Below are 22,000 nucleotides of genomic sequence, written 5' to 3'. Positions count from 1 at the left end.
CGGCCGACTGGTCAGGGCCGCTCGGACTATGCGCTCGCCGGACTTCTGCTCCAAGCTGAAGAGGACGATGTCGTACGCGGGCACCTGAGCACTCTGGAGGTCGCCATGCGCGACACTTGGTACGTCGCCGGCACGCTTGCCGCGCCCGGCGACGTCGTGACGGCGGCCGGTCCCCTCCGTGAGACCCCGTACACCGGACCGAACCGCCGCCGGGACCTCGACCCCGACCTTCCGGACACCGAAGGAGCCCGGCCCGTCTGACACACCGAGGACGGCCGGAGCGCGGGAAGGAGGCGACGGCCGATGGCGAGGACACGTCGCAGGAAAGCGACCGGGGTGTGGTTCCGGCGCTGGCGCTGGAGGTGGCGGAGCAATCCGCTCCACCGCCGCAGCGACACCGTCGAGGCCTGGGTCGTGCTCGCCGCCTGGATTCTCGCCCTCCTGGGCGCGGTGTTCGCGGGCGTGGCGGCCGCGATGGTGGTGGACGGCAACCTCAGCGCACGCCGCGCGCAGGTCCACGCCGTCTCGGCCGAGCTGACCGAGAACTCGGCGAACGCCGCACCCGCGGCCGGCGGATACGACGACAGCCGGGTGTGGGCGACGGTGCGCTGGAAGGCGGAGGACGGCTCCGCGCACACCGACCGGGCGAAGGTCGCCCCGGGCATCGCCGCCGGCTCCCGGGTCACCATGTGGACGGACGGCACGGGCCGGCTCGTCTCCAAGCCCCTCGACGCCACGGAGTCCTGGCTCCAGGCGGCCGTGACCGGTGCGCTCGTGGCACCGGCCGTCGGGTTCGCGGTGTGGGGCGGTGGTCGGCTGGTGTGCGGACACCTGCTGCGGCGACGCCTCGCGGAGTGGGACGAGGAGTGGAAGCGGATCGGTCCGCAGTGGCGGAACCTCAGCGGGGGACGCGGCTGATCCCGTAGCCAGACCCGCCACGCCGTCGGCCGACCCCGAACAGGCAAATCGTTGCCTGCGGGGTCGGCCGACGGCGTGGCGTCGTCAGTGGGCAAGGTGCCAGGCGAGCCAATGTCCTCGCCCTCGGTCTGCGTCTGATCCCGGAGCCGGTCCTCGAGGAGATCCTGGACGCCCGGCTCACGTCCTCGCCCGGCGGCGGCCCCGAGTATCGCGGCAAACGCGGCCCACGTCGGACATCTCGATGCCGACCGGCCGGGTTCGCCCCTGCCGGTCGGTCACCGGAGTCGTCAACGGGTCAGTGGGCGCCCAGCCCGCCGCCGCCGAACGAGCCGCTCGAGCCCTTGCTCCAGCGCGGGCGGTCCTTCGACGCGCTCGGCCGGGTGTCCATGTTGCTCAGCTCGTACGGGGTCAGCGGGCGACCGCCCTCGGGCATCTTGGGTACCTCCTGGGACTCCCGGTTCTCCCGGATCTCGTGCACCGCGCCCTCGGGCGGCAGGTGCGGCTGCTCTTCGGGACGGGGCCGGGGCGACTCCTGGTACTTGACCCGGGAGTTCAGCCAGAAACCGCCGGCGAGCAGCGCCAGGACGGCCAGGGCCACCAGGAAGAGCACAAGACTCATGAGGCCGCTCGCCGCGGCCAGCTGCATGGATGCGGTACTCATAGCACAGGAATACCCCACCCAGAACGGGGTGAATCAGACACCTTCCGTGACCGTCGGTCGCATACGGCGACAACGGGTCCGGGGTTTGATCCGACCGGTGCCGGTTACCCGCCGGATGTGACACCGGCGAATTTCCATCAGGAGCCGTACCGGTTCCTGGAGGACCGTTTCGCGTGCGCGCAGGCGTGCGCGGAGTGCGCGCGGGTGTGCGCACTGGGGGCTAGCGCCATGGGCCCCGACGGGGCCGACGGCGAGGAGCGGATACGGCGGCAGGCCGTCTTGTGTGCTGAGGTGTGCGACACGACCTGCCAGGTGCTCGCCGAGAGCCAGGAGGAGAAGGCCATCCGCATCCAGCTGGAGTGGTGCCGCTCGGTCTGTCTCGAATGCGCGCGTGCCTTCGAGGGGCGGCTCGACGCCGCCGGGACCGCCGAGGCGTGCCTGGCGTGCGCCCGGGCCTGTGCGGGCTTCGTCGAGACGCTCGCCTGAGCCGTCGAACCGGCGCGCACCGGGTGCGAGCCGTCGAACCGGCCTGCGCCGGGCACTGCCGGGTTTGCGGCTCGGCATTCCCAATTTCTGGAACACGTTCTACGGTGTGCGCCGTCAGGACCGGCCATCGCGAGCCTGGAGGCGCCGTGCATCTCGACCACACGCCCGAGCAGCAGCGACTGCGCACCGAACTGCGCGCCTACTTCGCCGACCTGGTGCCGGACGACGTGTACACCCGCTACACCGACCCGGCCGCGCAGAAGCGCTTCTACCGCGACACCATCCGGCGGCTGGGCACGGATCGCTGGCTCGGTGTGGGCTGGCCCGAGGAGTACGGCGGTCGCGGTCTGACCCCCATGGAGCAGTTCATCTTCTTCGACGAGGCCGCGCAGGCCGGCGTACCGCTGCCGCTGATGGCGCTGAACACGGTCGGCCCGACGATCATGCAGTTCGGCACCGACGAACAGAAGGCCTACTTCCTGCCCAGGATCCTCTCCGGCGAGATCGACTTCGCCATCGGCTACAGCGAACCCGACGCGGGCACGGACCTGGCCTCCCTGAAGACCCGGGCCGTACGGGACGGAGACGCGTACGTCGTCAACGGCCAGAAGATATGGACGACCAACGGCGACACCGCCGACTGGGTGTGGCTGGCGGTCCGCACCGATCCGGACGCCCCCGCGCACAAGGGCATCACCATGCTCCTCGTGCCGACCTGCGACCCCGGCTACTCCTGCACCGTCATCAACACCCTCGCCTCGCACGACACCACGGCGAGCTACTACGAGAACATCCGCGTCCCCGTCTCCCGCCGGGTCGGCGAGGAGAACCAGGGCTGGCGGCTGATCACCAACCAGCTCAACCACGAACGCGTCACCCTCGCCGCCCACGGCACCATGGCGATCCGCGCGCTGCGGGACGTCCAGCGCTGGGCGATGGAGACCAAACTCGCCGACGGCCGCCGGGTGATCGACCTGCCCTGGGTGCGCGGGCGGCTCGCCCGCACCCACACCCGGCTCGACGCGATGAAGCTCCTCAACTGGCGGATGGTCACCGCCGTCCAGGAGGGCACACTCACCCCGCAGGACGCCTCCGCGGTCAAGGTGTACGGCTCCGAGACCCGCCGGGACGCGTACGCCTGGCTCATGGAGATCGTCGCCGCCGCCGGACCACTGAAGGAGGGCTCCGCGGGCGCGGTCCTCCACGGCGACCTGGAACGCGGCTACCGCTCGGCGGTGATCTTCACCTTCGGCGGCGGCAACAACGAGATCCAGCGCGAGATCATCTCCTGGATCGGTCTGGGGATGCCGCGGGTACGGCGCTAGCCTGCGGGTATGTCCGTGGCAGGGGAAGAGTTCCGGCCGGGTGACCCGGGGCTGTTCACCCCGCGGTCGGTGACCTGGCAGATGCACGGTGACCCGATGATGTGGGTCGCCGGGATACGCGCGCTCTATCTGCAGGCGCTGCACCCGCGCGCGGTGCGCGGTGTCCTGCAGAACTCCGACTTCCGGCAGGACGCCTGGGGCCGGCTGATGCGCACCGCCAACTTCGTCGGCACGACGACGTACGGCACGACGGAAGCCGCCGAGCGGGCGGGCGCCCGGGTGCGGAAGATCCACAGCAGGCTGGGGGCGACGGATCCGGACACCGGGGAGCGGTACGGCGTCGACGAACCCGAACTGCTGCTGTGGGTGCACTGCGCCGAGATCGACTCCTATCTGCACGTGATGCGCCGCTCCGGCTACCCGCTCACCGACGCGCAGGCCGACCGCTACATCGCCGAACACCGCATCAGCGCCCGGCTGGTGGGCCTCGACCCGGACGCCGTACCGGCCGACCGGGCCGAGCTGGCCGCGTACTTCGAGAAGGTGCGGCCCAAACTCGCCGCGGGACCCGAGGCACGCGAGGTGGACGACTTCCTGCTCCGCCCGCCGACGCACCCCCTCCTCGTCCCGGCGCGCGAGCTGCTGTGGCGGCGCGTGGCCCATCTGGCGTACGCCTCCCTGCCGCCGTACGCCCACGAGCTGTACGGCAGACCGGCCCCCGCACGCGACACCGTCACCCGCCGACTGCGCGCCACGGGCTGCCTGCTGCGGTGCATACCCGCACGTCTGCGCTGGCAGCTGCCGCCCAAACACATCCTGCGCGCCATGGCCCGGCTCGGCCCCGACTCACGCCCGGCACCGTACAAAGTCGGACGATAAGCCGCCATACTTGGACGAGCAGGGGGGTGTGTCACGGATCGGACCGGCTTGGCGCGGCCGCACCTTGACGGCAACCCCAGGGGTGGGGCGTACGGCGACGGGGGCGACGGCGGACGATGGCGGACACCAGACTGGTCCAGGGCCGGTACCGGCTGCTCGATCCGATCGGGCGGGGCGGGATGGGCGAGGTGTGGCGGGCCCGGGACGAGTCTCTGGGGCGGCATGTCGCGGTGAAGTGCCTCAAGCCGCTCGGCCCGCACCACGACCACTCCTTCACCCGCGTCCTGCGGGAACGGTTCCGCCGTGAGGCCCGGGTGGCCGCCGCGCTCTCGCACCGCGGGGTGACCGTCGTCCACGACTTCGGCGAGTACGACGGCATCCTCTACCTCGTCATGGAGCTCCTGGAGGGCCGCAACCTCGGTCAGCTCCTGGAGGACAACAAGCACCACCCGCTGCCCGTCCCCGACATCGTGGACATCGCCGACCAGGTCGCCGCCGCCCTCGCCTACACCCACCAACAGGGCATCGTGCACCGCGACCTGAAACCCGCGAACATCATGCGGCTCACCGACGGCACCGTGAAGATCTGCGACTTCGGCATCGCCCGCCTCGGCCACGACATCGGCTTCACCTCCCGGCTGACCGGCACCGGCATCGCGATGGGCACCCCGCACTACATGTCGCCCGAGCAGATCAGCGGTTCCGAGGTCGACCACCGCAGCGACCTGTACTCGCTCGGCTGCGTGCTCTACGAAATCGCCACCGGCGCACCGCCGTTCGACCTCGACGACGCCTGGGCCATCCTCATCGGCCACCGCGACACCCAGCCCCGCCCGCCGCGCGGCCACCGCGCCGAGATCCCCGAGTACCTGGAGAAGGTGATCCTCGACCTCCTGGCCAAAAGGCCGGAGCAACGCCCGTACGACGCCAGTGAGTTGGCACGCCGTATCACCATCGGCCGTACGACACCCGTGTATGTGCCGACCGTGGTGAGCCCCCAGCCCCGACTGCTGCCCGTCGAGCCCTTGTCCGGCGCGGCGCGGCTGCCCTCCTGGACCCGGGGCATGACCACCGGCCACAAGGCGACCGGCGCCGGGCTGCGCACCACGCCTCCGGATGCCGCGGCCGGTCTCACGGGCGAGCGGATCTCCCGGCCCGCGACCGGCCCGGCACCCCTGCCGGTGCCGTCCGCCCCTTCCCACGAGGCCGTCACCGCGCTCGCCGGACGGCACAACGCGGGCCTCAGTCTGGGGCGGCTCGGCCGCTGGGCCGAGGCGGGCGACGTGCACCGCGCGGTCGCCGCCGAGCGCACCCGCCTGCTCGGCCCGGACCACCCCGACACACTCGCCAGCCGCTACGAGATCGCCTTCACCCTCAACCGCACCGGCCGCGCCGCCGACGCCCTGCGCGAGTACACCGAGGTCGCCCGGTCCCGAGACCGGGTACTGGGCGCCGACCACCCCGACACGCTCGCCGCCCGCCAGGAAACGGCCTATGTGCTCGGCCAGTTGGGCCGCCACTTCGACGCCCACCAGACATACACGTCGGTGCTGGCCGCCCGGGAGCGCACCATGGGCCCGGACCACCCCGACACCCTGCGCTGCCGCCACAACCTCGCCTTCAACCTCAGCAGGCTCGGCCGCCTCGACGACTCGTACCGCATGGCCCGCGAGGTGGCCGTCGCGCGCGCCCGGGTGCTCGGCCCGGACCACCCCGACACCCTGGTGACCCGCTACGAAGTCGCCTACGCACTCGGCCAGCTGGGCCGCTGGGAGGAGGCACTGCGCACCTACCGCGAGGTCGCCGACGCCCGCGCCCAGACCCTCGGCCCCGACCACGCCGACACCCTCGCCGCCCGCTACGAGGTCGGCATCAGCCTCGGCCGCCTCGGCCGCAGCGCGGACGCCCTCACGCTGTACCGCGATCTGATCGACGACCGCACCCGGGTGCACGGCGGCGCCCACCCCGAGACCCTGCGCGCCCGCCACGGCCTCGGGGTCAACCTGGGCCGTCTCGGCCGCTGGGAGGAGGCCCTCGCCGAGTCCCGCGACGTCTGCGCCATCCGCCAGCGCGTCCTCGGCCCCGAGCACCCCGACACCCTCGTCAGCCGCCGCGAGGTCGCCGTCAGCCTCGGCTGGCTCGGCCGCTGGCCGGACGCGCTGAGCGAGTACCGCCGGGTCGCCGGCGCCCGCGAGCGCGTCCTCGGCCCCGACCACCCCGACACCCTGGCCAGCCGCAACGACGAGGCCCACTGCCTGGAACAGCTCGGCCGCGGCGCCGAGGCCGTCGAGCTGTACCGCCGGGTGGCGGTGCTGCGCCAGCAGCGCGCGTCCGGCGGACGCTGAGGCGGGGCAGGCACGGCATGCCTCTGGCAGCCGTAGATCATCACGTGTTACGAAGAACCATGCCTGCTCACGAGGGATCCCGGACGTACGACGCCGTCATCGTCGGCGGCGGCCACAACGGCCTGGTCGCGGCCGCCTATCTGGCCCGGGCCGGCAAGTCCGTGCTCGTACTGGAGCGCCTGGACCACACCGGCGGCGCCGCCGTGTCGACCCGCCCCTTCGCCGGTGTCGACGCCCGTCTGTCGCGCTACTCCTACCTGGTCAGCCTGCTGCCCAAGAAGATCGTGCGGGACCTGGGCCTCGCCTTCCGGGTCCGTGGGCGCACCATCTCGTCGTACACCCCGGTCGAACGGGACGGACGGCCGACCGGACTGCTCGTCGGCGGTGGCGAACGGCGCACCCGCGAGGCCTTCGCCCGGCTGACGGGCGGCAGCCGCGAGTACGAGGCCTGGCAGCGCTTCTACGCCATGACCGGCCAGGTCGCCCAGCGGGTCTTCCCCACCCTCGTCGAACCGCTGCCCACCCGTGACGAACTGCGCCGCCGCATCGACGACGAGGACGCCTGGCGGGCACTTTTCGAGGAGCCGATCGGTGCCGCGATCGAGCGGAACTTCACCGACGACCTGGTACGGGGCGTGGTCCTCACCGACGGCCTGATCGGCACCTTCGCCGACGCCCACGACCCCTCCCTGCGGCAGAACCGCTGCTTCCTGTACCACGTCATCGGCGGCGGCACCGGCGCCTGGGACGTGCCCGTCGGCGGCATGGGCGCCCTGACCCACGCGCTGGCCGCCGCCGCGCGTGCCGCGGGCGCGGTCATCGCGACCGGGCACGAGGCGGTACGGATCGCGACGGACGGGCAGAGTGCCGAGGTCACCCACCGCACGGCCGACGGCGAGGGCATCGCCACCGCCCGGCACGTCCTCGTGGGCGCCTCGCCGCAGGAACTGGCGGCACTGACCGGCGACCCGGCGCCGACGCCCGCCGAAGGCGCCCAGCTGAAGGTGAACATGCTGCTCAAGCGGCTGCCGAGGCTGCGCGACGGCTCCGTCGACCCGCGCGAGGCCTTCGCCGGCACCTTCCACATCGCCGAGGGCTACGAACAACTGGCCGCCGCCCACACCCAGGCCGCGTCCGGCGAGCTCCCCACGGCACCGCCGTCCGAGATCTACTGTCACTCCCTCACCGACCCCACGATCCTCGGCCGGAACCTGGTCGACGCGGGCTATCAGACCCTCACCCTCTTCGGCCTCCACACGCCCGCACGGCTCTTCGACCGGGACAACGACGCGGTACGCGACGAACTCCTCAAGTCCACGCTCGCGCAGCTCGACGCCCACCTCGCCGAACCGATCGCCGACTGCCTCGCGACCGATGCCGAGGGCCGGCCCTGCATCGAGGCGAAGACGCCGCTCGACCTCGAACGCGACCTGCGGCTGCCCGGCGGCAACATCTTCCACCGTGACCTGTCCTGGCCCTATGCCCAGGAGGAGACCGGACGCTGGGGCGTGGAGACCCGGCACGGCAACGTCCTGCTGTGCGGGGCGGGCGCGGTGCGCGGCGGAGGGGTGAGCGGGGTACCGGGGCACAACGCGGCGATGGCGGTGCTGGAGCGGGAGTGACGGCCATGTCCGACACACCCTCGCTCCCGCCCTCGATCCGTGACTTCTACGACCGGCTCGCCCCCGACTACCACCTGATCTTCCCGGACTGGGACGCGAGCATGGCCCGCCAGGCCGCCGCGCTGGACGGCCTCGTCGGCGCCCGGCTGGGCCCGGGACCGCACCGGATCCTGGACTGCGCCTGCGGGATCGGCACCCAGGCGATCGGGCTCGCCCTGCGCGGCCACCACGTCATCGGCACCGACCTGAGCCCGGTCGCCGTCTCCCGGGCCGCCACCGAAGCCGCCGCGCGTGGCGCCGCACTGCCGACCGGGGCGGCCGACATGCGCGCACTGCCGTTTCGCTCCGCCGCCTTCGACGTGGTCGTGTGCGCCGACAACTCGCTCCCGCACCTGCTCACCGACGAGGACCTCGATGCTGCCCTGGCGGGCATGCGACGGGTCCTGCGGGACGGGGGACTCGTCGTGATCACCGTGCGGGACTACGACGAACTCCGCCGCGACCGCCCGGCCTCGACGCCGCCCCAGGTCTCTGGGACGGGCGACGACCGGGTGGTCACCTTCCAACTGTGGCACTGGCACGACGACGGCGAGCGCTACGACCTGGAACACTTCCAGCTGCTGCCCGCCAGGACCGGCTGGGAGGTCCGGGTCCGGCGCACCGCCTACCGGGCCCTGACCCGCGCCCGGCTGACTCAGGCACTGACAACCGCCGGCTTCACCGACGTCACCTGGCTCGAGCCGCCGGTCACCGGCTTCTACCAGCCGGTCGTCACCGCCGCGCCCTGGTCGTCCGACGGTGCCCACCCGGCCGCCGTGATGCGTCGGATGTGTCGATGAGGCGTACGCGTACCGCGGGAGCCGGGACCCAGGAATCCGACGGGAAATCTGACGGAGCATCAGAAAACCTCTTCCGTCGTCCGGGGGACTGCGGCATTCTGCGCCCATGCAGACGGAGCTGAGCAAGCAACTGGGAGTCGAGCACGCCGTCTTCGGCTTCACGCCGTTCCCCGCTGTCGCCGCGGCCATCAGCCGGGCCGGCGGCTGCGGAGTGCTCGGCGCGGTCCGCTACACGGCCCCCGACGACCTCAAACGCGATCTCGACTGGATCGAGGCACACGTCGAGGGGCGGCCCTACGGCCTGGACGTCGTCATGCCCGCGAAGAAGGTCGAGGACGTCACCGAGGCGGATGTCGAGGCGATGATCCCCGAAGGACACCGGCAGTTCGTCCGGGACACCCTCACCAAGTACGGCGTGCCCGAGCTCGCCGAGGGCGAGGCCTCCGGGTGGCGCATCACCGGCTGGATGGAACAGGTCGCCCGCACCCAGCTCGACGTCGCCTTCGACTACCCGATCAGACTGCTCGCCAACGCCCTCGGCTCCCCGCCCGCCGACGTCGTGGCCCGCGCCCACGACCGGGGTGTGCTCGTCGCCGCGCTCGCGGGCAGCGCCCGGCACGCCCGCAAGCACCAGGAGGCGGGCATCGACATCGTCGTGGCGCAGGGCTACGAGGCGGGCGGCCACACCGGCGAGATCGCCTCCATGGTGCTGACTCCCGAGGTCGTCGACGCCGTCGACCCGCTGCCGGTGCTGGCCGCGGGCGGCATCGGCAGCGGACAACAGGTGGCGGCCGCCCTGAGCCTCGGCGCCCAGGGTGTGTGGCTGGGCTCCATATGGCTGACCACCACAGAAGCCGACCTCCACTCGCCCGCGCTGACCCGCAAGCTCCTCGCCGCCGGGTCCGGCGACACCGTCCGCTCGCGCGCCCTGACCGGGAAGCCCGCACGTCAGCTCCGTACCGAATGGACCGACGCCTGGGACGACCCGGGCGGGCCCGGCACCCTGCCCATGCCGCTGCAGGGCCTGTTGGTGGCCGAGGCGGTCTCCCGCATCCAGAAGCACGAGGTCGAGCCGCTGCTCGGCACACCCGTCGGCCAGATCGTCGGCCGGATGACCAGTCAGCGCAGCGTCCAGGCCGTCTTCGACGACCTCACCCGGGGCTTCGAGCAGGCCGTCGACCGCATCAACCACATCGCCGGAAGGAGCGGCCGGTCGTGAGCACCCCCCCTGTCGGCTTCTGGGCCCAGGCCGCCCAGGACCCCGAGCGCATGATCCTGGTCGCCCCCGACGGCGAGCAGTGGACCGCCGGCCGGCTGCACACCGCCGCCAACCGCCTGGTGCACGGCCTGCGCGCCGCGGGCCTGGAACGCGGCGACGCCTTCGCGGTCGTGCTGCCCAACGGTGTCGAGTTCTTCATCGCCTACCTCGCCGCCAGCCAGGCCGGCTTCTATCTCGTCCCCGTCAACCACCACCTCGTCGGCCCGGAGATCGCCTGGATCGTCTCCGACTCCGGCGCGAAGGTGCTGATCGCCCACGAACGGTTCGCCGGACCCGCCCGGCACGCCGCCGACGAGGCCGGCCTCCCCGCCACCCACCGGTACGCGGTCGGCGAGGTCGAGGGTTTCCGGCCGTACGCCGAACTCCTCGACGGGCAGCCCGGGTCGGCGCCCGCCGACCGCACCCTCGGCTGGGTCATGAACTACACCTCGGGCACCACCGGCCGCCCGCGCGGCATCCGCCGCCCCCTGCCCGGCAAGACCCCCGAGGAGGCCTATCTCGGCGGCTTCCTCGGCATCTTCGGCATCAAGCCGTACGACGACAACGTGCACCTCGTCTGCTCACCGCTCTACCACACGGCCGTGCTCCAGTTCGCGGGCGCGTCCCTGCACACCGGCCACCGGCTGGTGCTGATGGACAAGTGGACGCCCGAGGAGATGCTCCGCCTCATCGACGCCCACCGGTGCACGCACACACATATGGTCCCGACACAGTTCCACCGGCTCCTCGCACTCCCGGAACACACCAGGCAGGCGTACGACGTCTCGTCCATGCGGCACGCCATCCACGGTGCCGCCCCCTGCCCCGACCATGTGAAACGGGCCATGATCGACTGGTGGGGGCACTGTGTGGAGGAGTACTACGCCGCCAGCGAGGGCGGCGGTGCCTTCGCAACCGCCGAGGACTGGCTGAAGAAGCCCGGCACCGTCGGCAAGGCCTGGCCCATCAGCGAACTCGCGATCTTCGACGACGACGGCAACCGGCTCCCGCCCGGTGAACTCGGCACCGTCTACCTCAAGATGAACACCGGCGGCTTCTCGTACCACAAGGACGAGGCGAAGACGAGGAAGAACCGCATCGGTGACTTCTTCACCGTCGGCGACCTCGGCTGTCTCGACGAGGACGGCTATCTCTTCCTGCGCGACCGCAAGATCGACATGATCATCTCGGGCGGAGTCAACATCTACCCCGCCGAGATCGAGTCCGCGCTGCTCGCCCACCCCGCCGTCGCCGACGCCGCCGCCTTCGGCATCCCGCACGACGACTGGGGCGAAGAGGTCAAGGCCGTCGTGGAGCCCGCCCCGGGGCACGAACCCGGGCCGGACCTCGCCGCCGCCCTCGTCGACCACTGCGCGCAGCGCCTCGCCGGCTACAAACGGCCCAGGAGCATCGACTTCATCGCCGAGATGCCGCGCGACCCCAACGGCAAGCTGTACAAGCGACGGCTGCGGGACCCGTACTGGGAGGGCCGCACACGACCCGTGTGAGCCGCACACGGTGTCCGGAGCAAGGGTGTGGTCCCGCCCCATGGGGGCCGGGACCACACCCTCGGGGCCGTCAGCGGTCGGAGACCCTCACCACCCTCAGCGACGGCGACGACCGCGTCGGTCGGGCCGAGCGGCGTCGGCTCGGCGAACAGCCCGCGTACCGTCCCGGCGTCCCGCACCCCGCGGAAGTAGAGGTCACTGGCGAGGTTCGTGGTGGCCGAGGAGAGGGAGAGATCGGTGGCCGCGTCCGGTCCGAAGTACCGGGAGCGCTCCCCGCGCAGGGTCACGAAACCGTCGGCCAGTGTGCGCACCTGGTCGGCGGCCTGCGCCCAGCCGGTGCCGAAGCCCAGATCGGCGTAGTTCTTCGCGAGCATGTGCGGAATGCCGTACTCGGTGTAGCGGATGACGGCGGACAGGCCGCCGTGGGACGGGTGTTCCTGTCGCTGTGTCGGCTGCGCGGCCGTCGCCGGCAGTGCGGCTGTGGTGGTGAGCAGGGCGGCTGCCGTGACGGCGAGCCGTCTCGACGCGAGCCGTTCTAACGCGAGCCGTCCTAAGCGGATGCGCATCGTGCCTCCCGACGTCATTGAGGGAAGGAGCGGTAGAGCGTACCAACGGGTATGTGTGCGGGCTCCCGAGTTCTTGACCTCCTCGAGCGGGGGACAGAGGATCATGTGCCATGACGCAGGGACAGGGCAGCACGGTTGACGGGGTGCTGCGGCGCAGCGCCCGGCGCACCCCCGCGCGCGTCGCGGTCGAGTACCGCGAGCGCAGGTGGACGTACGAGGAACTGGACGACGCCGTCTCCCGCGCGGCGCGTGTGCTCCTCGACCAGGGCCTCGCCCCCGGCGACCGGGTGGGCGCCTACGGCCACAACTCCGACGCCTACCTCATCGCCTTCCTCGCCTGCGCCCGCGCGGGCCTCGTGCACGTGCCGGTGAACCAGAACCTGACCGGCGACGACCTCGCGTACATCGTCGGCCAGTCGGGCAGCACGCTCGTGCTGGCCGACCCCGACCTCACCGCCCGACTGCCCGAAGACGTACGGGTGTTGCCGCTGCGCGACGCCGACGACTCGCTCCTCGCGGGACTCGCCTCGGCACAGCCGTACGAAGGTCCCGAACCGCGCACCGAGGACCTCGTGCAGCTGCTGTACACCTCGGGCACCACCGCGCTGCCCAAGGGCGCGATGATGACCCACCGGTCCCTGGTGCACGAGTACCTGAGCGCCATCACCGCCCTCGACCTGAGCGCCGGCGACCGGCCCGTGCACGCGCTGCCGCTGTACCACTCGGCCCAGATGCATGTGTTCCTGCTGCCCTGCCTCGCGATCGGCGCGACCAACATCATCCTCGACGCACCGGACGGGGACACGCTCTTCGACCTGATCGAGGACGGGCGCGTGGACAGCCTGTTCGCACCGCCCACCGTGTGGATCGCGCTCGCGAACCGCCCCGACTTCGCGACCCGGGACCTGAGCGGTCTGCGCAAGGCCTACTACGGCGCGTCGATCATGCCGGTGCCCGTGCTGGAGCGGCTGCGCGACAGGCTGCCCCGGCTCGCGCTCTACAACTGCTTCGGCCAGAGCGAGATCGGCCCCCTCGCCACGGTGCTCGCACCCACCGAGCACAAGGGCAGGCTCGACTCCTGCGGCCGCACCGTGCTGTTCGTGGACGCGCGGGTGGTGGACGAGGACGGGGTGGACGTGCCCGACGGCACGCCCGGTGAAATCGTCTACCGCTCACCGCAGTTGTGCGAGGGTTACTGGGACAAGCCCGAGGAGACCGCCGCCGCCTTCCGCGACGGCTGGTTCCACTCCGGCGACCTCGCGGTGCGGGACGCGCACGGCTACTTCACGATCGTCGACCGGGTGAAGGACGTCATCAACTCCGGTGGTGTGCTGATCGCTTCACGGCAGGTCGAGGACGCCCTGTACACCCACGAGGCGGTCGCCGAGGCCGCCGTGATCGGCCTTGCCGACGAGCGGTGGATCGAGGCCGTCACGGCGATCGTCGTCCTGCGCGGCGAGGTCACCGAGGCCGAGCTGATCGCCCACGCGCGCGAGCGGCTCGCTTCCTTCAAGGCACCCAAACGCGTGCTGTTCGTGGAGGAGCTGCCGCGCAACGCCAGCGGGAAGATCCTCAAGCGCGAGCTGCGGGACCGCTTCGGCGGCTGACCTCCGACCCGGCTCCTACCGCGGACGCAGGTCCACGATCCGGCGGAGCTTGCCCACCGAGCGCTCCAGCGACTCCGGTTCGACGATCTCGACGCCGACGGACACGCCGATCCCGTCCTTCACGGCCGCGGCGATGACCCGCGCGGCCTCCTCCCGCGCCTCGGGCGTGGCGCCGGGGCGCGCCTCGGCCCGTACGGTGAGCGCGTCGAGACGGCCCTCCCGGGTGAGGCGCAGCTGGAAGTGCGGGGCGACGCCCGGTGTGCGCAGCACGATCTCCTCGATCTGGGTCGGGAACAGGTTGATCCCGCGCACGATCACCATGTCGTCGCTGCGCCCGGTCACCTTCCGCATCCGCCGGAACACCCGTGCCGTGCCCGGCAGCAGCCGGGTCAGGTCACGGGTCCGGTAACGGACCACCGGCATGGCCTCCTTGGTGAGCGAGGTGAAGACCAGCTCGCCCTCCTCGCCGTCCGGGAGCACCTCGCCGGTGATCGGGTCCACGACCTCCGGGAAGAAGTGGTCCTCCCAGATGTGCAGCCCGTCCTTGGTCTCCACGCACTCCTGGGAGACACCCGGCCCGATCACCTCGGAGAGCCCGTAGAGGTCGACGGCGTCGATCGCGAACCGCTCCTCGATCTCGCGCCGCATCTCCTCCGTCCACGGTTCGGCACCGAACACACCGACCCGCAGCGAGGTCCCGCGCGGGTCGACGCCCTGCCGTTCGAACTCGTCGAGCAGGGTGAGCATGTACGACGGGGTGACCATGATGATCCCGGGCCGGAGGTCCTGGATCAGCTGGACCTGGCGGGTTGTCATACCGCCGGACGCGGGGACGACCGTACAGCCAAGCCGCTCGGCACCGTAGTGGGCGCCCAGACCGCCGGTGAACAGCCCATAGCCGTAGGCCACATGCACCGTGTCGCCGGCGCGCCCGCCCGCCGCCCGGATCGAGCGCGCCATCATGTCCGCCCACATGGAAAGGTCGTTCTCCGTATAGCCGACCACCGTGGGGCGTCCCGTGGTGCCGCTCGACGCGTGGATCCGGCGAATACGGTCGCGGGGTACGGCGAACATCCCGTACGGATAGTTCTCCCGCAGGTCGGCCTTGGTGGTGAAGGGGAAGCGGGCCAGGTCGGTCAGGGAGCGGCAGTCCTCCGGCCGGACTCCGGCCTCGTCGAAGGACTGCCGGTAGAAGGGCACGTGCTCGTAGGCGTGCCGCAGGGAGGCGCGCATCCGCTCCAGCTGCAGTGCCGCGAGCGCCTCCGCGTCGAGCCGTTCCCCCGCGTCGAGCAGCTCCGTCGCACCATCAGCCATGGGGCACCTCTCCTCGCCGCGCATCGATTCGGGGCAACCGATCATTCGGTCGCCCCATCCGGGATCAGTAATCCAGGCCGCCGTGGCCGGGGCAAGAGCGCCACCAGGATTCTCCGCCCGGTCGGGCTCCGAGGGAACTCCGTTGCGACCGGTCCCGGTCCACCCCGATGATCGGCGGCATGCCGACCTTCACCGCACCCGACGGGACCGAGCTCGCCTATCACCTGCGCGGCGAGGGCGAACCCCTCGTCGTCCTGCCCGGGGGACCGATGCGGGCCTCCGTCTACCTCAAAGACCTGGGGGGACTCACCGCCCACCGCCGACTGATCCTGCTCGACCTGCGGGGGACCGGCGACTCCGCGGTCCCGGCGGATCCGGCGACGTACCGCTGCGACCACATGGTCGACGACGTGGAGGCATTGCGCGCCCACATGGGGCTGGAGCGGATGGATCTGCTCGCGCACTCGGCGGCCGGGAGCCTGGCGATCCTGTACGCGGCACGGTATCCGGCACGGGTGCGGCGGCTCGCGCTGATCACCCCCAATCCGTCGGCCCTCGGTATGCGGGCCACCGTCGACGACCGGCTGGCCGCGGCCCGGCTGCGCGCGCACGAGCCGTGGTTCGAGAAGGGGTTCCCGGCGCTGGAGGCCTGGCTGACGGGGCGGGCCGACTTCGACCCGGCGCTCGCCCCCTTCTACTTCGGCCGCTGGGACGACGCCGCCCGTGCACTCGACGAGGCGACCGAGGAACAGACCAACGAGGAGGCGGAGGGCCGCTATTTCGCCGACGGCGCCTTCGACCCGGACGCGACCCGCGCCGCACTCACCGCCCTGACCGCCCCGGTCCTCGTGCACGCGGGCGAACTCGACGGCGGCCCCCGCCCCTACCTCGCCCGCCGCGCCGCCGAGGCCTTTTTGAACGCCGAGCTCACCGTCCAGCCCGGCGCCGGGCACCACCCGTGGCTGGACGACCCGGAGTGGTTCGTACGCCGGGTCGTCACCTTCCTGGAACGGTGAGTCGCCGTCCTGCTGGACCGGTGAGTCGTCGCCTTCCCGGATCGGTCAGGGGGATCAGCCGGCGTTCGGGCCGTACGCCGTCATGAAGCGGTCTCGGAACTTGTTCATCGCCCAGACCGGCGCGTCCTTCGCCGGCTTGAGCCCCTCGGTCCAGCCCCAGTCGGAGATCCGGTCCAGCACCTTCGGGTCATGGGCGACGATCGTGACCGGTACCTCGCGGCTGGTGCTGCCGGCGGTGACGGTCGGCACGGGCTGGTGGTCGCCGAGGAAGACCAGGACCGTGTTCTTGTCGCCGTACCGCTCCATGAACTCGGTCAGACTGCGCAGCGAGTACTCGATGGCGCCCCGGTACTCGGTGCGCACGCTCTCCGCGTTCTTCCAGACCTCCTTGGGGTCCTTGCCCTCCTTCTTGATCTGTTCGAAGACCGAGCCGTCGCCGAGGTCGTTCCAGTCGATCATGTGGGCGACGGGCGCCCAGGGGTTGTGGCTGGAGGCGAGGATGATCTCCGCCATCAGCGGGCCCCGGTCCTTCTTGCCGAACTCCAGCCGCTGGAACGCCTCCAGGCTGAACTGATCGGGCACGGGGGTCCAGCTGAAGTACGGGCCGTGGTAGCCGAGGTGCTCGGAGTCGTAGATGTGGTCGAGGCCGAAGAACTTCCCCTCGGGCCAGGCCCGGCGCACCCCGGGCACGATGCCGACCGTGTTCCAGGCGCCGGTCCTGCGGAAGTAGCGGGTGAGGGTCATGCGGTCACTGGACGTCAGGTTCCGGTAGCGCTGCTGGTTCTTGATCCACAGGCCGGACAGGAACGTGGAGTGGGCGAGCCAGCTGCCGGCACCCGTCACCGGTGACCTGAGCCAGCCGCTGCGCGACTCGAACCCGGCCGCCTCGAGGCCGGCGGTGCCCTCCTTGAGGACCTCGTCGATGCGTGGGGCCATCGCCGGGTCGTCGATCGCCGTACGGCCGTAGCTCTCGATGAACGTGAACAGCACGTCCTTGCCGCGCAGTCCGGTGAGCAGCTGGTCGGGCGGTGTCTTCGCGAAGGCGTCGACGGCGGCCTGCCGCTGGAAGACACGGGCGTCCTGGAGACCCGCCCGCACCTGCTGGATCCGGTTGTCGATCAGCTCGGCGTCGAGCTTGGCGGCGACGGGGGTGTCGCCGAACTGCACGCCGACGGTGACGCAGGTGATCCAGGCGGTGCCGAGGATCAGCGTGGTGCGGGCGGCCACCGGGCGGTGCCGGACCATCAGGTTCGACAGGCGCACCATCGCGAGCGTGGTGAGGACGAGGACGGCGACGACGAGGACGAGCACCGCGGCGATGGCGAACATCTCGCCGCTGGGGCCGAACGACTCCCTCATCCACTCCGCGGCGGAGTCGAGCAGGACCCAGTCGAGGACCAGGTCGAAGGGGCGCACCAGCACCTGGTAGAAGCCCATGTCGACGCACTTCAGGATGGTGAGCAGGCCCAGCAGCACGCCCACAACCACCGCCGTGACCCGCCTCGGCCGCGACGGCAGCGCGAGCAGCAGGCCCGCGAGGAGGATTCCTTCCGCGGGGATGCGCAGGAACGCGGAGACCGTGAGCCGGTCGAGCTGGTTCGGCAGCAGCAGCGCGCCGAGCACGAGGGCGGCGGCGAGCACCGTGGTCCCGATGGACACACCGCGCGCGACCCGCGGGTACGTGCGGCGCCAGCCGAACCAGCCGGGGGAGACGGGGTCGCTCTGCGGGGCCGCTGAGTCCTCCGGGCCTGCTGAGTCCTGTGGGGCGGGCTCGGCCTCCGGAGCGCCCTCGGTGTCCGGTGCGTCGCTCCCCTTGGCTTCCGCGTCCGTATCCGCGTCCGAGTCCGTCTCGGTGTCCGGCAGTTGACGAGGAGGCGTGAGGTGCGACACCCGAAGGTCCTTCCGTGCGTGGCCCGGTGCTCGTGCGGTGGACCAGGCTCGGGAGGCCGGGCCCGTCATCACCCGTACGGCCGACCGTCACCGTTTGTTCAACACCGGGTCGACCGTCCGCACAGAGTACGCTGCTCAGGCCTGCCGCCCGTCGGCCTACCGGTCCGCGGCCACCGCCACCTCCCGCGCCCACCGGTAGTCCGCCTTGCCGCTCGGCGACCGCTGGATGGAATCGGTGATCACGAGCTGGCGCGGGATCTTGTAACCGGCCAGCTGCGCACGGCAGTGATTCTGGAGGTCGGTCAGGGACAACCGGTCCGCGCCCTTGCGCAGTTGCACCACCGCCGCCACATGATTGCCCCACTTGGTGTCCGGCACCCCGGCCACGAGCGCGTCGTACACGTCCGGATGGGACTTGAGCGCCTGCTCGACCTCCTCCGGGTACACCTTCTCGCCCCCGGTGTTGATGCACTGGGAGCCACGGCCCAGCACGGTGACGACGCCCTCTTCGTCGACGGTCGCCATGTCGCCCAGCAGCACCCAGCGCCGGCCGTCCCTCTCGAAGAAGGTCTCCGCCGTCTTCCGGGGGTCGTTGTAGTAGCCGAGCGGTACGTGACCGCACTGGGCGACCCGGCCGACCTCGCCCACCGCGACCGGCTCGTACGTGGCCGGGTCCACCACCTGCGTACGCGAGTTGACGCGGATGCGGAACCCGCGCTCGGGACCGGAGTCGTCCGTGGCCGTGCCGTTGAAGCCGGACTCGGAGGAGCCGAAGTTGTTCAGCAGCAGGGCGTTCGGGACCAGCTCGCGGAACTGCCTGCGCACCGTCTCCGACATGATCGCGCCCGACGAGGACACGCTGAACATGGACGAGCAGTCGGTGCCCTTCATGGGCCCGCTCAAGGCGTCGATCAGCGGCCGCAGCATCGCGTCGCCCACCAGCGACATGCTGGTGACCTTCTCCTTCTCGACGGTCCGCAGCACCTCCTCCGGCACGAACTTGCGGTGGAGCACGATCCGTTGCCCGAAGTGGAAGCCGATGAACGCGGTGAGGGTGGAGGTGCCGTGCATCAGCGGGGGCGTGGGGAAGAAGGTGATCCCCGAACCGCCGGCCGCGACCCGCTCGGCCAGTTCCTCCGGCTTCTTCACCGGCTCACCGGTCGGTGCCCCGCCGCCCAGCCCCGCGAAGAACAGGTCCTCCTGGCGCCACATCACGCCCTTGGGCATCCCGGTCGTGCCGCCCGTGTAGATGATGAACTGGTCGTCCGCCGAGCGCGCGGGGAAGCCGCGCTCGGGCGACCCCGCCGCCTCGGCCTGCGTGAACGCCACGGCCGGCACCTCGCGCGCCCCCGGCGCCGGGCTCCCCACCCGCACCACGTGCCGCAGCTTCCGAGTCCGCGGCAGCGCCGCCGCCACCCGGTCGGTGAACTCGGCGTCGAAGACCAGGGCCGCCAGGTCCGCGTCGCGGTAGAGGTACACCAATTCCTCTTCCACATAGCGGTAGTTGACGTTGACCGGGACGATCCGCGCCTTCAGACAGGCGAGCACCGTCTGCAGGTACTCGATCCCGTTGTAGAGATGGAGGCCGAGGTGCTCGCCGGGGCGTATCCCGCTGTCGATCAGGTAGTGGCCGATGCGGTTGGCGGCGGTGTCCAGCTCCGCGTAGGTGAGCCGGCGCTCCGTGCCCGTGCCGGGGCGGTCGATGTACACGAGCGCCTCGCGGTCCGGGACCACGTCGACGACCGACTCGAACAGGTCGGCAAGGTTGTACTCCACCGCTCCTCCTGACCCTGTCGCAGCGCGCGGGCGTGCCTGGCATCCGACGGTTCGCCGGTCATCAGAGCAAAGGGCGCGGCAAGTGGGAAGGGCCCGCGCCAAGAAATCTGACTATCTGTCAGAAAACCCTTGAAGTGCCCACGCGCCTACTGCAACCTGTTCTCGTTATTTCAGAGGGGAGACGGTCAATGGGTGGGACGGAACACCTCACCGTGCAGCGCGAGGGCGCCGCACTGGTGCTCACGCTCAACAGGCCCGACGCCAAGAACGCGCTCTCGTTGCCCATGCTCGTGGGCCTGTACGACGGCTGGCTGGAGGCCGACGAGGACGACACGGTCCGCTCGATCGTGCTCACCGGGGCCGGGGGCGCCTTCTGCACCGGGATGGACCTCAAGGCGCTGGCCGGCCGGGGCATGGCGGGGGAGCACTACCGCGACCGGCTCAAGGCCGATCCCGACCTGCACTGGAAGGCGATGCTGCGCCACCATCGCCCGCGCAAACCGGTGATCGCCGCCGTCGAGGGGTACTGCGTCGCGGGCGGGACGGAGATCCTGCAGGGCACCGACATCCGGGTCGCGGGCGAGTCCGCGATCTTCGGCCTGTTCGAGGTCAGGCGCGGGCTCTTCCCGATCGGCGGCTCGACCGTCCGGCTGCAACGGCAGATCCCGCGCACCCACGCGCTGGAGATGCTGCTCACCGGGCGGCCCTACAGCGCCCGCGAGGCCGCGGACATCGGGCTGATCGGCCATGTCGTCCCCGACGGCACCGCGCTCGGCAAGGCCCTGGAGATCGCCGAACAGGTCAACGCCTGCGGCCCGTTGGCCGTCGAGGCCGTCAAGGCCTCGGTGTACGAGACCGCGGAGATGACCGAGACCGACGGGCTCGCCGCCGAACTGGCGCGCGGCTGGCCGGTCTTCGACACCGCGGACTCCAAGGAAGGCGCCCGTGCCTTCGCGGAGAAGCGACCCCCCGTCTACAAGCGCGCCTGACCCGCGAAGGAGAGAGCCTTCCATGCCCGAAGTCCTGAGCGCCCCGCTGGTCGTGGAGTTTCCCTTCACCCGATCCCTCGGCCCGGTCCAGAGCGCCTTCCTCACCGGCCTGCGCGAGCGCGTCGTGCTCGGCGTGCGGACCGGCGACGGCCGCGTCCTCGTGCCGCCCGTCGAGTACGACCCCGTCACCGCCGAGGAGATACGCGACCTCGTCGAGGTCGCCCCGACCGGCACCGTCACCACCTGGGCCTGGAGCCATGACCCCCGCCGCGGTCAGCCCCTCGGCACCCCCTTCGCCTGGGTCCTTGTCCGGCTCGACGGCGCCGACACCGCCCTCCTGCACGCCCTGGACGCACCCGGCCCCGACGCCGTGCACACCGGCATGCGGGTGCGCGTGCGCTGGGCCCAGGAGCGCTCCGGCGCCATCACGGACATCGCCTGCTTCGAGCCGTACGAGGACGAGACGGGCGAGGTGACCGAGGCGGGCGAGAGCGCCGAAGCCGAGGCGCACAGCGGCGAGTTCGAGGACCCGGTCACCGGGATCGTCGCCGCCGCCCGCCTCGACTACACCTACTCGCCCGGCCGCGCGCAGTCCGCCTACATCGCCGCCCTCTCCGGACGGCGCACCGTCGGCGAGCGCTGTCCGTCCTGCCGCAAGGTGTACGTCCCGCCCAGGGGGGCGTGCCCCACATGTGGTGTCGCCACGGCCGAACAGGTGGAAGTGGGTCCCCGCGGCACGGTCACCACCTTCTGCATCGTCAACATCAAGGCGAAGAACCTCGACATCGAGGTGCCCTACGTCTACGCGCACATCGCCCTCGACGGTGCCGGTCTCGCGCTGCACGGTCGTATCGGCGGCATCCCGTACGACCAGGTGCGGATGGGGCTGCGCGTCGAGCCGGTGTGGACGGACGGGGCCCGCCATCCCGACCACTACCGGCCCACCGGCGAACCCGACGCGGACTACGACGCCTACAAGGAGCTGCTGTGAGGCAAGGAGC

General features: G+C 71.4%; 18 protein-coding genes and 1 pseudogene. 14 read left to right on the top strand and 5 right to left on the bottom strand.

From position 1 onward, the window contains the following. Positions 1–105: 105 nt before the first annotated feature. Entirely contained in the window at positions 106–261 is a 156-nt protein-coding gene (locus N8I87_RS04465) for a hypothetical protein (protein ID WP_263205653.1), read from the top strand. Between the two features lie 42 nt (positions 262–303). Further along, positions 304–918 (top strand): Rv1733c family protein, encoded by a 615-nt coding sequence (locus N8I87_RS04460; protein WP_263205652.1) that lies wholly within the window; start codon positions 304–306, stop codon positions 916–918. A gap of 295 nt (positions 919–1,213) precedes the next feature. Here the strand turns inward: N8I87_RS04460 and N8I87_RS04450 are convergent, their stop codons facing one another. Further along, the gene (locus N8I87_RS04450) at positions 1,214–1,579 is read right to left on the bottom strand and encodes a DUF6479 family protein (RefSeq protein WP_263205650.1); all 366 of its coding nucleotides are present in this window, start codon (positions 1,577–1,579) and stop codon (positions 1,214–1,216) included. A gap of 117 nt (positions 1,580–1,696) precedes the next feature. Between N8I87_RS04450 and N8I87_RS04445 the strand changes: the two genes are divergently transcribed. The 8 genes from N8I87_RS04445 (at position 1,697) to N8I87_RS04410 (ending at position 11,841) form a co-directional block, all read left to right on the top strand. Beyond that, positions 1,697–2,065 (top strand): four-helix bundle copper-binding protein, encoded by a 369-nt coding sequence (locus tag N8I87_RS04445; protein ID WP_263205648.1) that lies wholly within the window; start codon positions 1,697–1,699, stop codon positions 2,063–2,065. A 146-nt stretch (positions 2,066–2,211) separates the two neighbouring features. Continuing rightward, positions 2,212–3,390 carry an acyl-CoA dehydrogenase family protein gene (locus tag N8I87_RS04440; protein WP_263205645.1) on the top strand — a complete coding sequence of 393 codons (1,179 nt, stop codon included), beginning with the start codon at positions 2,212–2,214 and terminating at the stop codon, positions 3,388–3,390. A 9-nt stretch (positions 3,391–3,399) separates the two neighbouring features. Beyond that, positions 3,400–4,269 carry an oxygenase MpaB family protein gene (locus N8I87_RS04435; RefSeq protein ID WP_263205643.1) on the top strand — a complete coding sequence of 290 codons (870 nt, stop codon included), beginning with the start codon at positions 3,400–3,402 and terminating at the stop codon, positions 4,267–4,269. Between the two features lie 116 nt (positions 4,270–4,385). Further along, positions 4,386–6,614, top strand: a complete 2,229-nt coding sequence (locus N8I87_RS04430) for a serine/threonine-protein kinase (RefSeq protein WP_263205640.1) — start codon at positions 4,386–4,388, stop codon at positions 6,612–6,614. Positions 6,615–6,673: 59 nt separating this feature from the next. Further along, positions 6,674–8,236 (top strand): phytoene desaturase family protein, encoded by a 1,563-nt coding sequence (locus tag N8I87_RS04425; protein ID WP_263205637.1) that lies wholly within the window; start codon positions 6,674–6,676, stop codon positions 8,234–8,236. A 5-nt stretch (positions 8,237–8,241) separates the two neighbouring features. Next, a complete protein-coding gene (locus tag N8I87_RS04420; RefSeq protein WP_263205636.1) occupies positions 8,242–9,075 on the top strand; it encodes a class I SAM-dependent methyltransferase in 834 nt (277 codons plus the stop codon). Between the two features lie 106 nt (positions 9,076–9,181). Beyond that, a complete protein-coding gene (locus N8I87_RS04415) occupies positions 9,182–10,294 on the top strand; it encodes an NAD(P)H-dependent flavin oxidoreductase (protein ID WP_263205634.1) in 1,113 nt (370 codons plus the stop codon). Beyond that, positions 10,291–11,841 (top strand): acyl-CoA synthetase, encoded by a 1,551-nt coding sequence (locus tag N8I87_RS04410; protein WP_411577193.1) that lies wholly within the window; start codon positions 10,291–10,293, stop codon positions 11,839–11,841. The genes N8I87_RS04415 and N8I87_RS04410 overlap by 4 nt, the downstream gene beginning before the upstream one ends. Before the next feature lie 92 nt (positions 11,842–11,933). Here N8I87_RS04410 and N8I87_RS04405 read toward each other — a convergent pair. Next, positions 11,934–12,407, bottom strand: a pseudogene (locus tag N8I87_RS04405) (penicillin acylase family protein); the annotation flags it as partial. A gap of 110 nt (positions 12,408–12,517) precedes the next feature. On the opposite strand from N8I87_RS04405, the gene N8I87_RS04400 reads away from it, so the two are divergent. Next, positions 12,518–14,014 (top strand): acyl-CoA synthetase, encoded by a 1,497-nt coding sequence (locus N8I87_RS04400; RefSeq protein WP_263205633.1) that lies wholly within the window; start codon positions 12,518–12,520, stop codon positions 14,012–14,014. Between the two features lie 15 nt (positions 14,015–14,029). Here N8I87_RS04400 and paaK read toward each other — a convergent pair whose 3' ends face one another. Beyond that, positions 14,030–15,328 (bottom strand): phenylacetate--CoA ligase PaaK, encoded by a 1,299-nt coding sequence (paaK, locus tag N8I87_RS04395; protein ID WP_263205630.1) that lies wholly within the window; start codon positions 15,326–15,328, stop codon positions 14,030–14,032. A 179-nt stretch (positions 15,329–15,507) separates the two neighbouring features. Here paaK and N8I87_RS04390 point away from each other — a divergent pair, with 179 nt between their 5' ends. Further along, positions 15,508–16,344, top strand: coding sequence for an alpha/beta fold hydrolase (locus N8I87_RS04390; RefSeq protein ID WP_263205628.1), 837 nt, complete (start codon positions 15,508–15,510; stop codon positions 16,342–16,344). 54 nt (positions 16,345–16,398) lie between these two features. On the opposite strand, the gene N8I87_RS04385 is transcribed toward N8I87_RS04390, so the two are convergent. Both N8I87_RS04385 and N8I87_RS04380 read right to left on the bottom strand, forming a co-directional pair. Continuing rightward, on the bottom strand, positions 16,399–18,234 hold the full coding sequence (locus N8I87_RS04385) for an alkaline phosphatase family protein (protein ID WP_263205626.1): 1,836 nt from the start codon (positions 18,232–18,234) through the stop codon (positions 16,399–16,401). 156 nt (positions 18,235–18,390) lie between these two features. After that, complete coding sequence (locus N8I87_RS04380) at positions 18,391–20,010, bottom strand: acyl-CoA synthetase (protein WP_263205624.1); 1,620 nt, start codon at positions 20,008–20,010, stop codon at positions 18,391–18,393. Between the two features lie 188 nt (positions 20,011–20,198). On the opposite strand from N8I87_RS04380, the gene N8I87_RS04375 reads away from it, so the two are divergent. After that, complete coding sequence (locus tag N8I87_RS04375; protein ID WP_263205623.1) at positions 20,199–20,999, top strand: crotonase/enoyl-CoA hydratase family protein; 801 nt, start codon at positions 20,199–20,201, stop codon at positions 20,997–20,999. Positions 21,000–21,021: 22 nt separating this feature from the next. Next, positions 21,022–21,990, top strand: coding sequence for a Zn-ribbon domain-containing OB-fold protein (locus tag N8I87_RS04370; RefSeq protein ID WP_263205622.1), 969 nt, complete (start codon positions 21,022–21,024; stop codon positions 21,988–21,990). Positions 21,991–22,000: the final 10 nt, after the last annotated feature.

This window comes from Streptomyces sp. HUAS 15-9, from assembly GCF_025642155.1.
In the GTDB taxonomy this organism is placed as follows: domain Bacteria; phylum Actinomycetota; class Actinomycetes; order Streptomycetales; family Streptomycetaceae; genus Streptomyces.
Note: the sequence above shows the minus strand (reverse complement) of the source record. Positions and strands in the feature narration are given on the sequence as shown.

Bases quoted from the DNA above. Each gene is read 5' to 3' on its own strand.
- N8I87_RS04415 (WP_263205634.1), top strand. From the start codon at position 9,182: ATGCAGACGGAGCTGAGCAAGCAACTGGGAGTCGAGCACGCCGTCTTC.
- N8I87_RS04435 (WP_263205643.1), top strand. From the start codon at position 3,400: ATGTCCGTGGCAGGGGAAGAGTTCCGGCCGGGTGACCCGGGGCTGTTC.
- paaK (WP_263205630.1), bottom strand. From the start codon at position 15,328: ATGGCTGATGGTGCGACGGAGCTGCTCGACGCGGGGGAACGGCTCGAC.
- N8I87_RS04400 (WP_263205633.1), top strand. From the start codon at position 12,518: ATGACGCAGGGACAGGGCAGCACGGTTGACGGGGTGCTGCGGCGCAGC.
- N8I87_RS04390 (WP_263205628.1), top strand. From the start codon at position 15,508: ATGCCGACCTTCACCGCACCCGACGGGACCGAGCTCGCCTATCACCTG.
- N8I87_RS04465 (WP_263205653.1), top strand. From the start codon at position 106: ATGCGCGACACTTGGTACGTCGCCGGCACGCTTGCCGCGCCCGGCGAC.
- N8I87_RS04375 (WP_263205623.1), top strand. From the start codon at position 20,199: ATGGGTGGGACGGAACACCTCACCGTGCAGCGCGAGGGCGCCGCACTG.
- N8I87_RS04460 (WP_263205652.1), top strand. From the start codon at position 304: ATGGCGAGGACACGTCGCAGGAAAGCGACCGGGGTGTGGTTCCGGCGC.
- N8I87_RS04450 (WP_263205650.1), bottom strand. From the start codon at position 1,579: ATGAGTACCGCATCCATGCAGCTGGCCGCGGCGAGCGGCCTCATGAGT.
- N8I87_RS04420 (WP_263205636.1), top strand. From the start codon at position 8,242: ATGTCCGACACACCCTCGCTCCCGCCCTCGATCCGTGACTTCTACGAC.
- N8I87_RS04425 (WP_263205637.1), top strand. From the start codon at position 6,674: ATGCCTGCTCACGAGGGATCCCGGACGTACGACGCCGTCATCGTCGGC.
- N8I87_RS04370 (WP_263205622.1), top strand. From the start codon at position 21,022: ATGCCCGAAGTCCTGAGCGCCCCGCTGGTCGTGGAGTTTCCCTTCACC.
- N8I87_RS04430 (WP_263205640.1), top strand. From the start codon at position 4,386: ATGGCGGACACCAGACTGGTCCAGGGCCGGTACCGGCTGCTCGATCCG.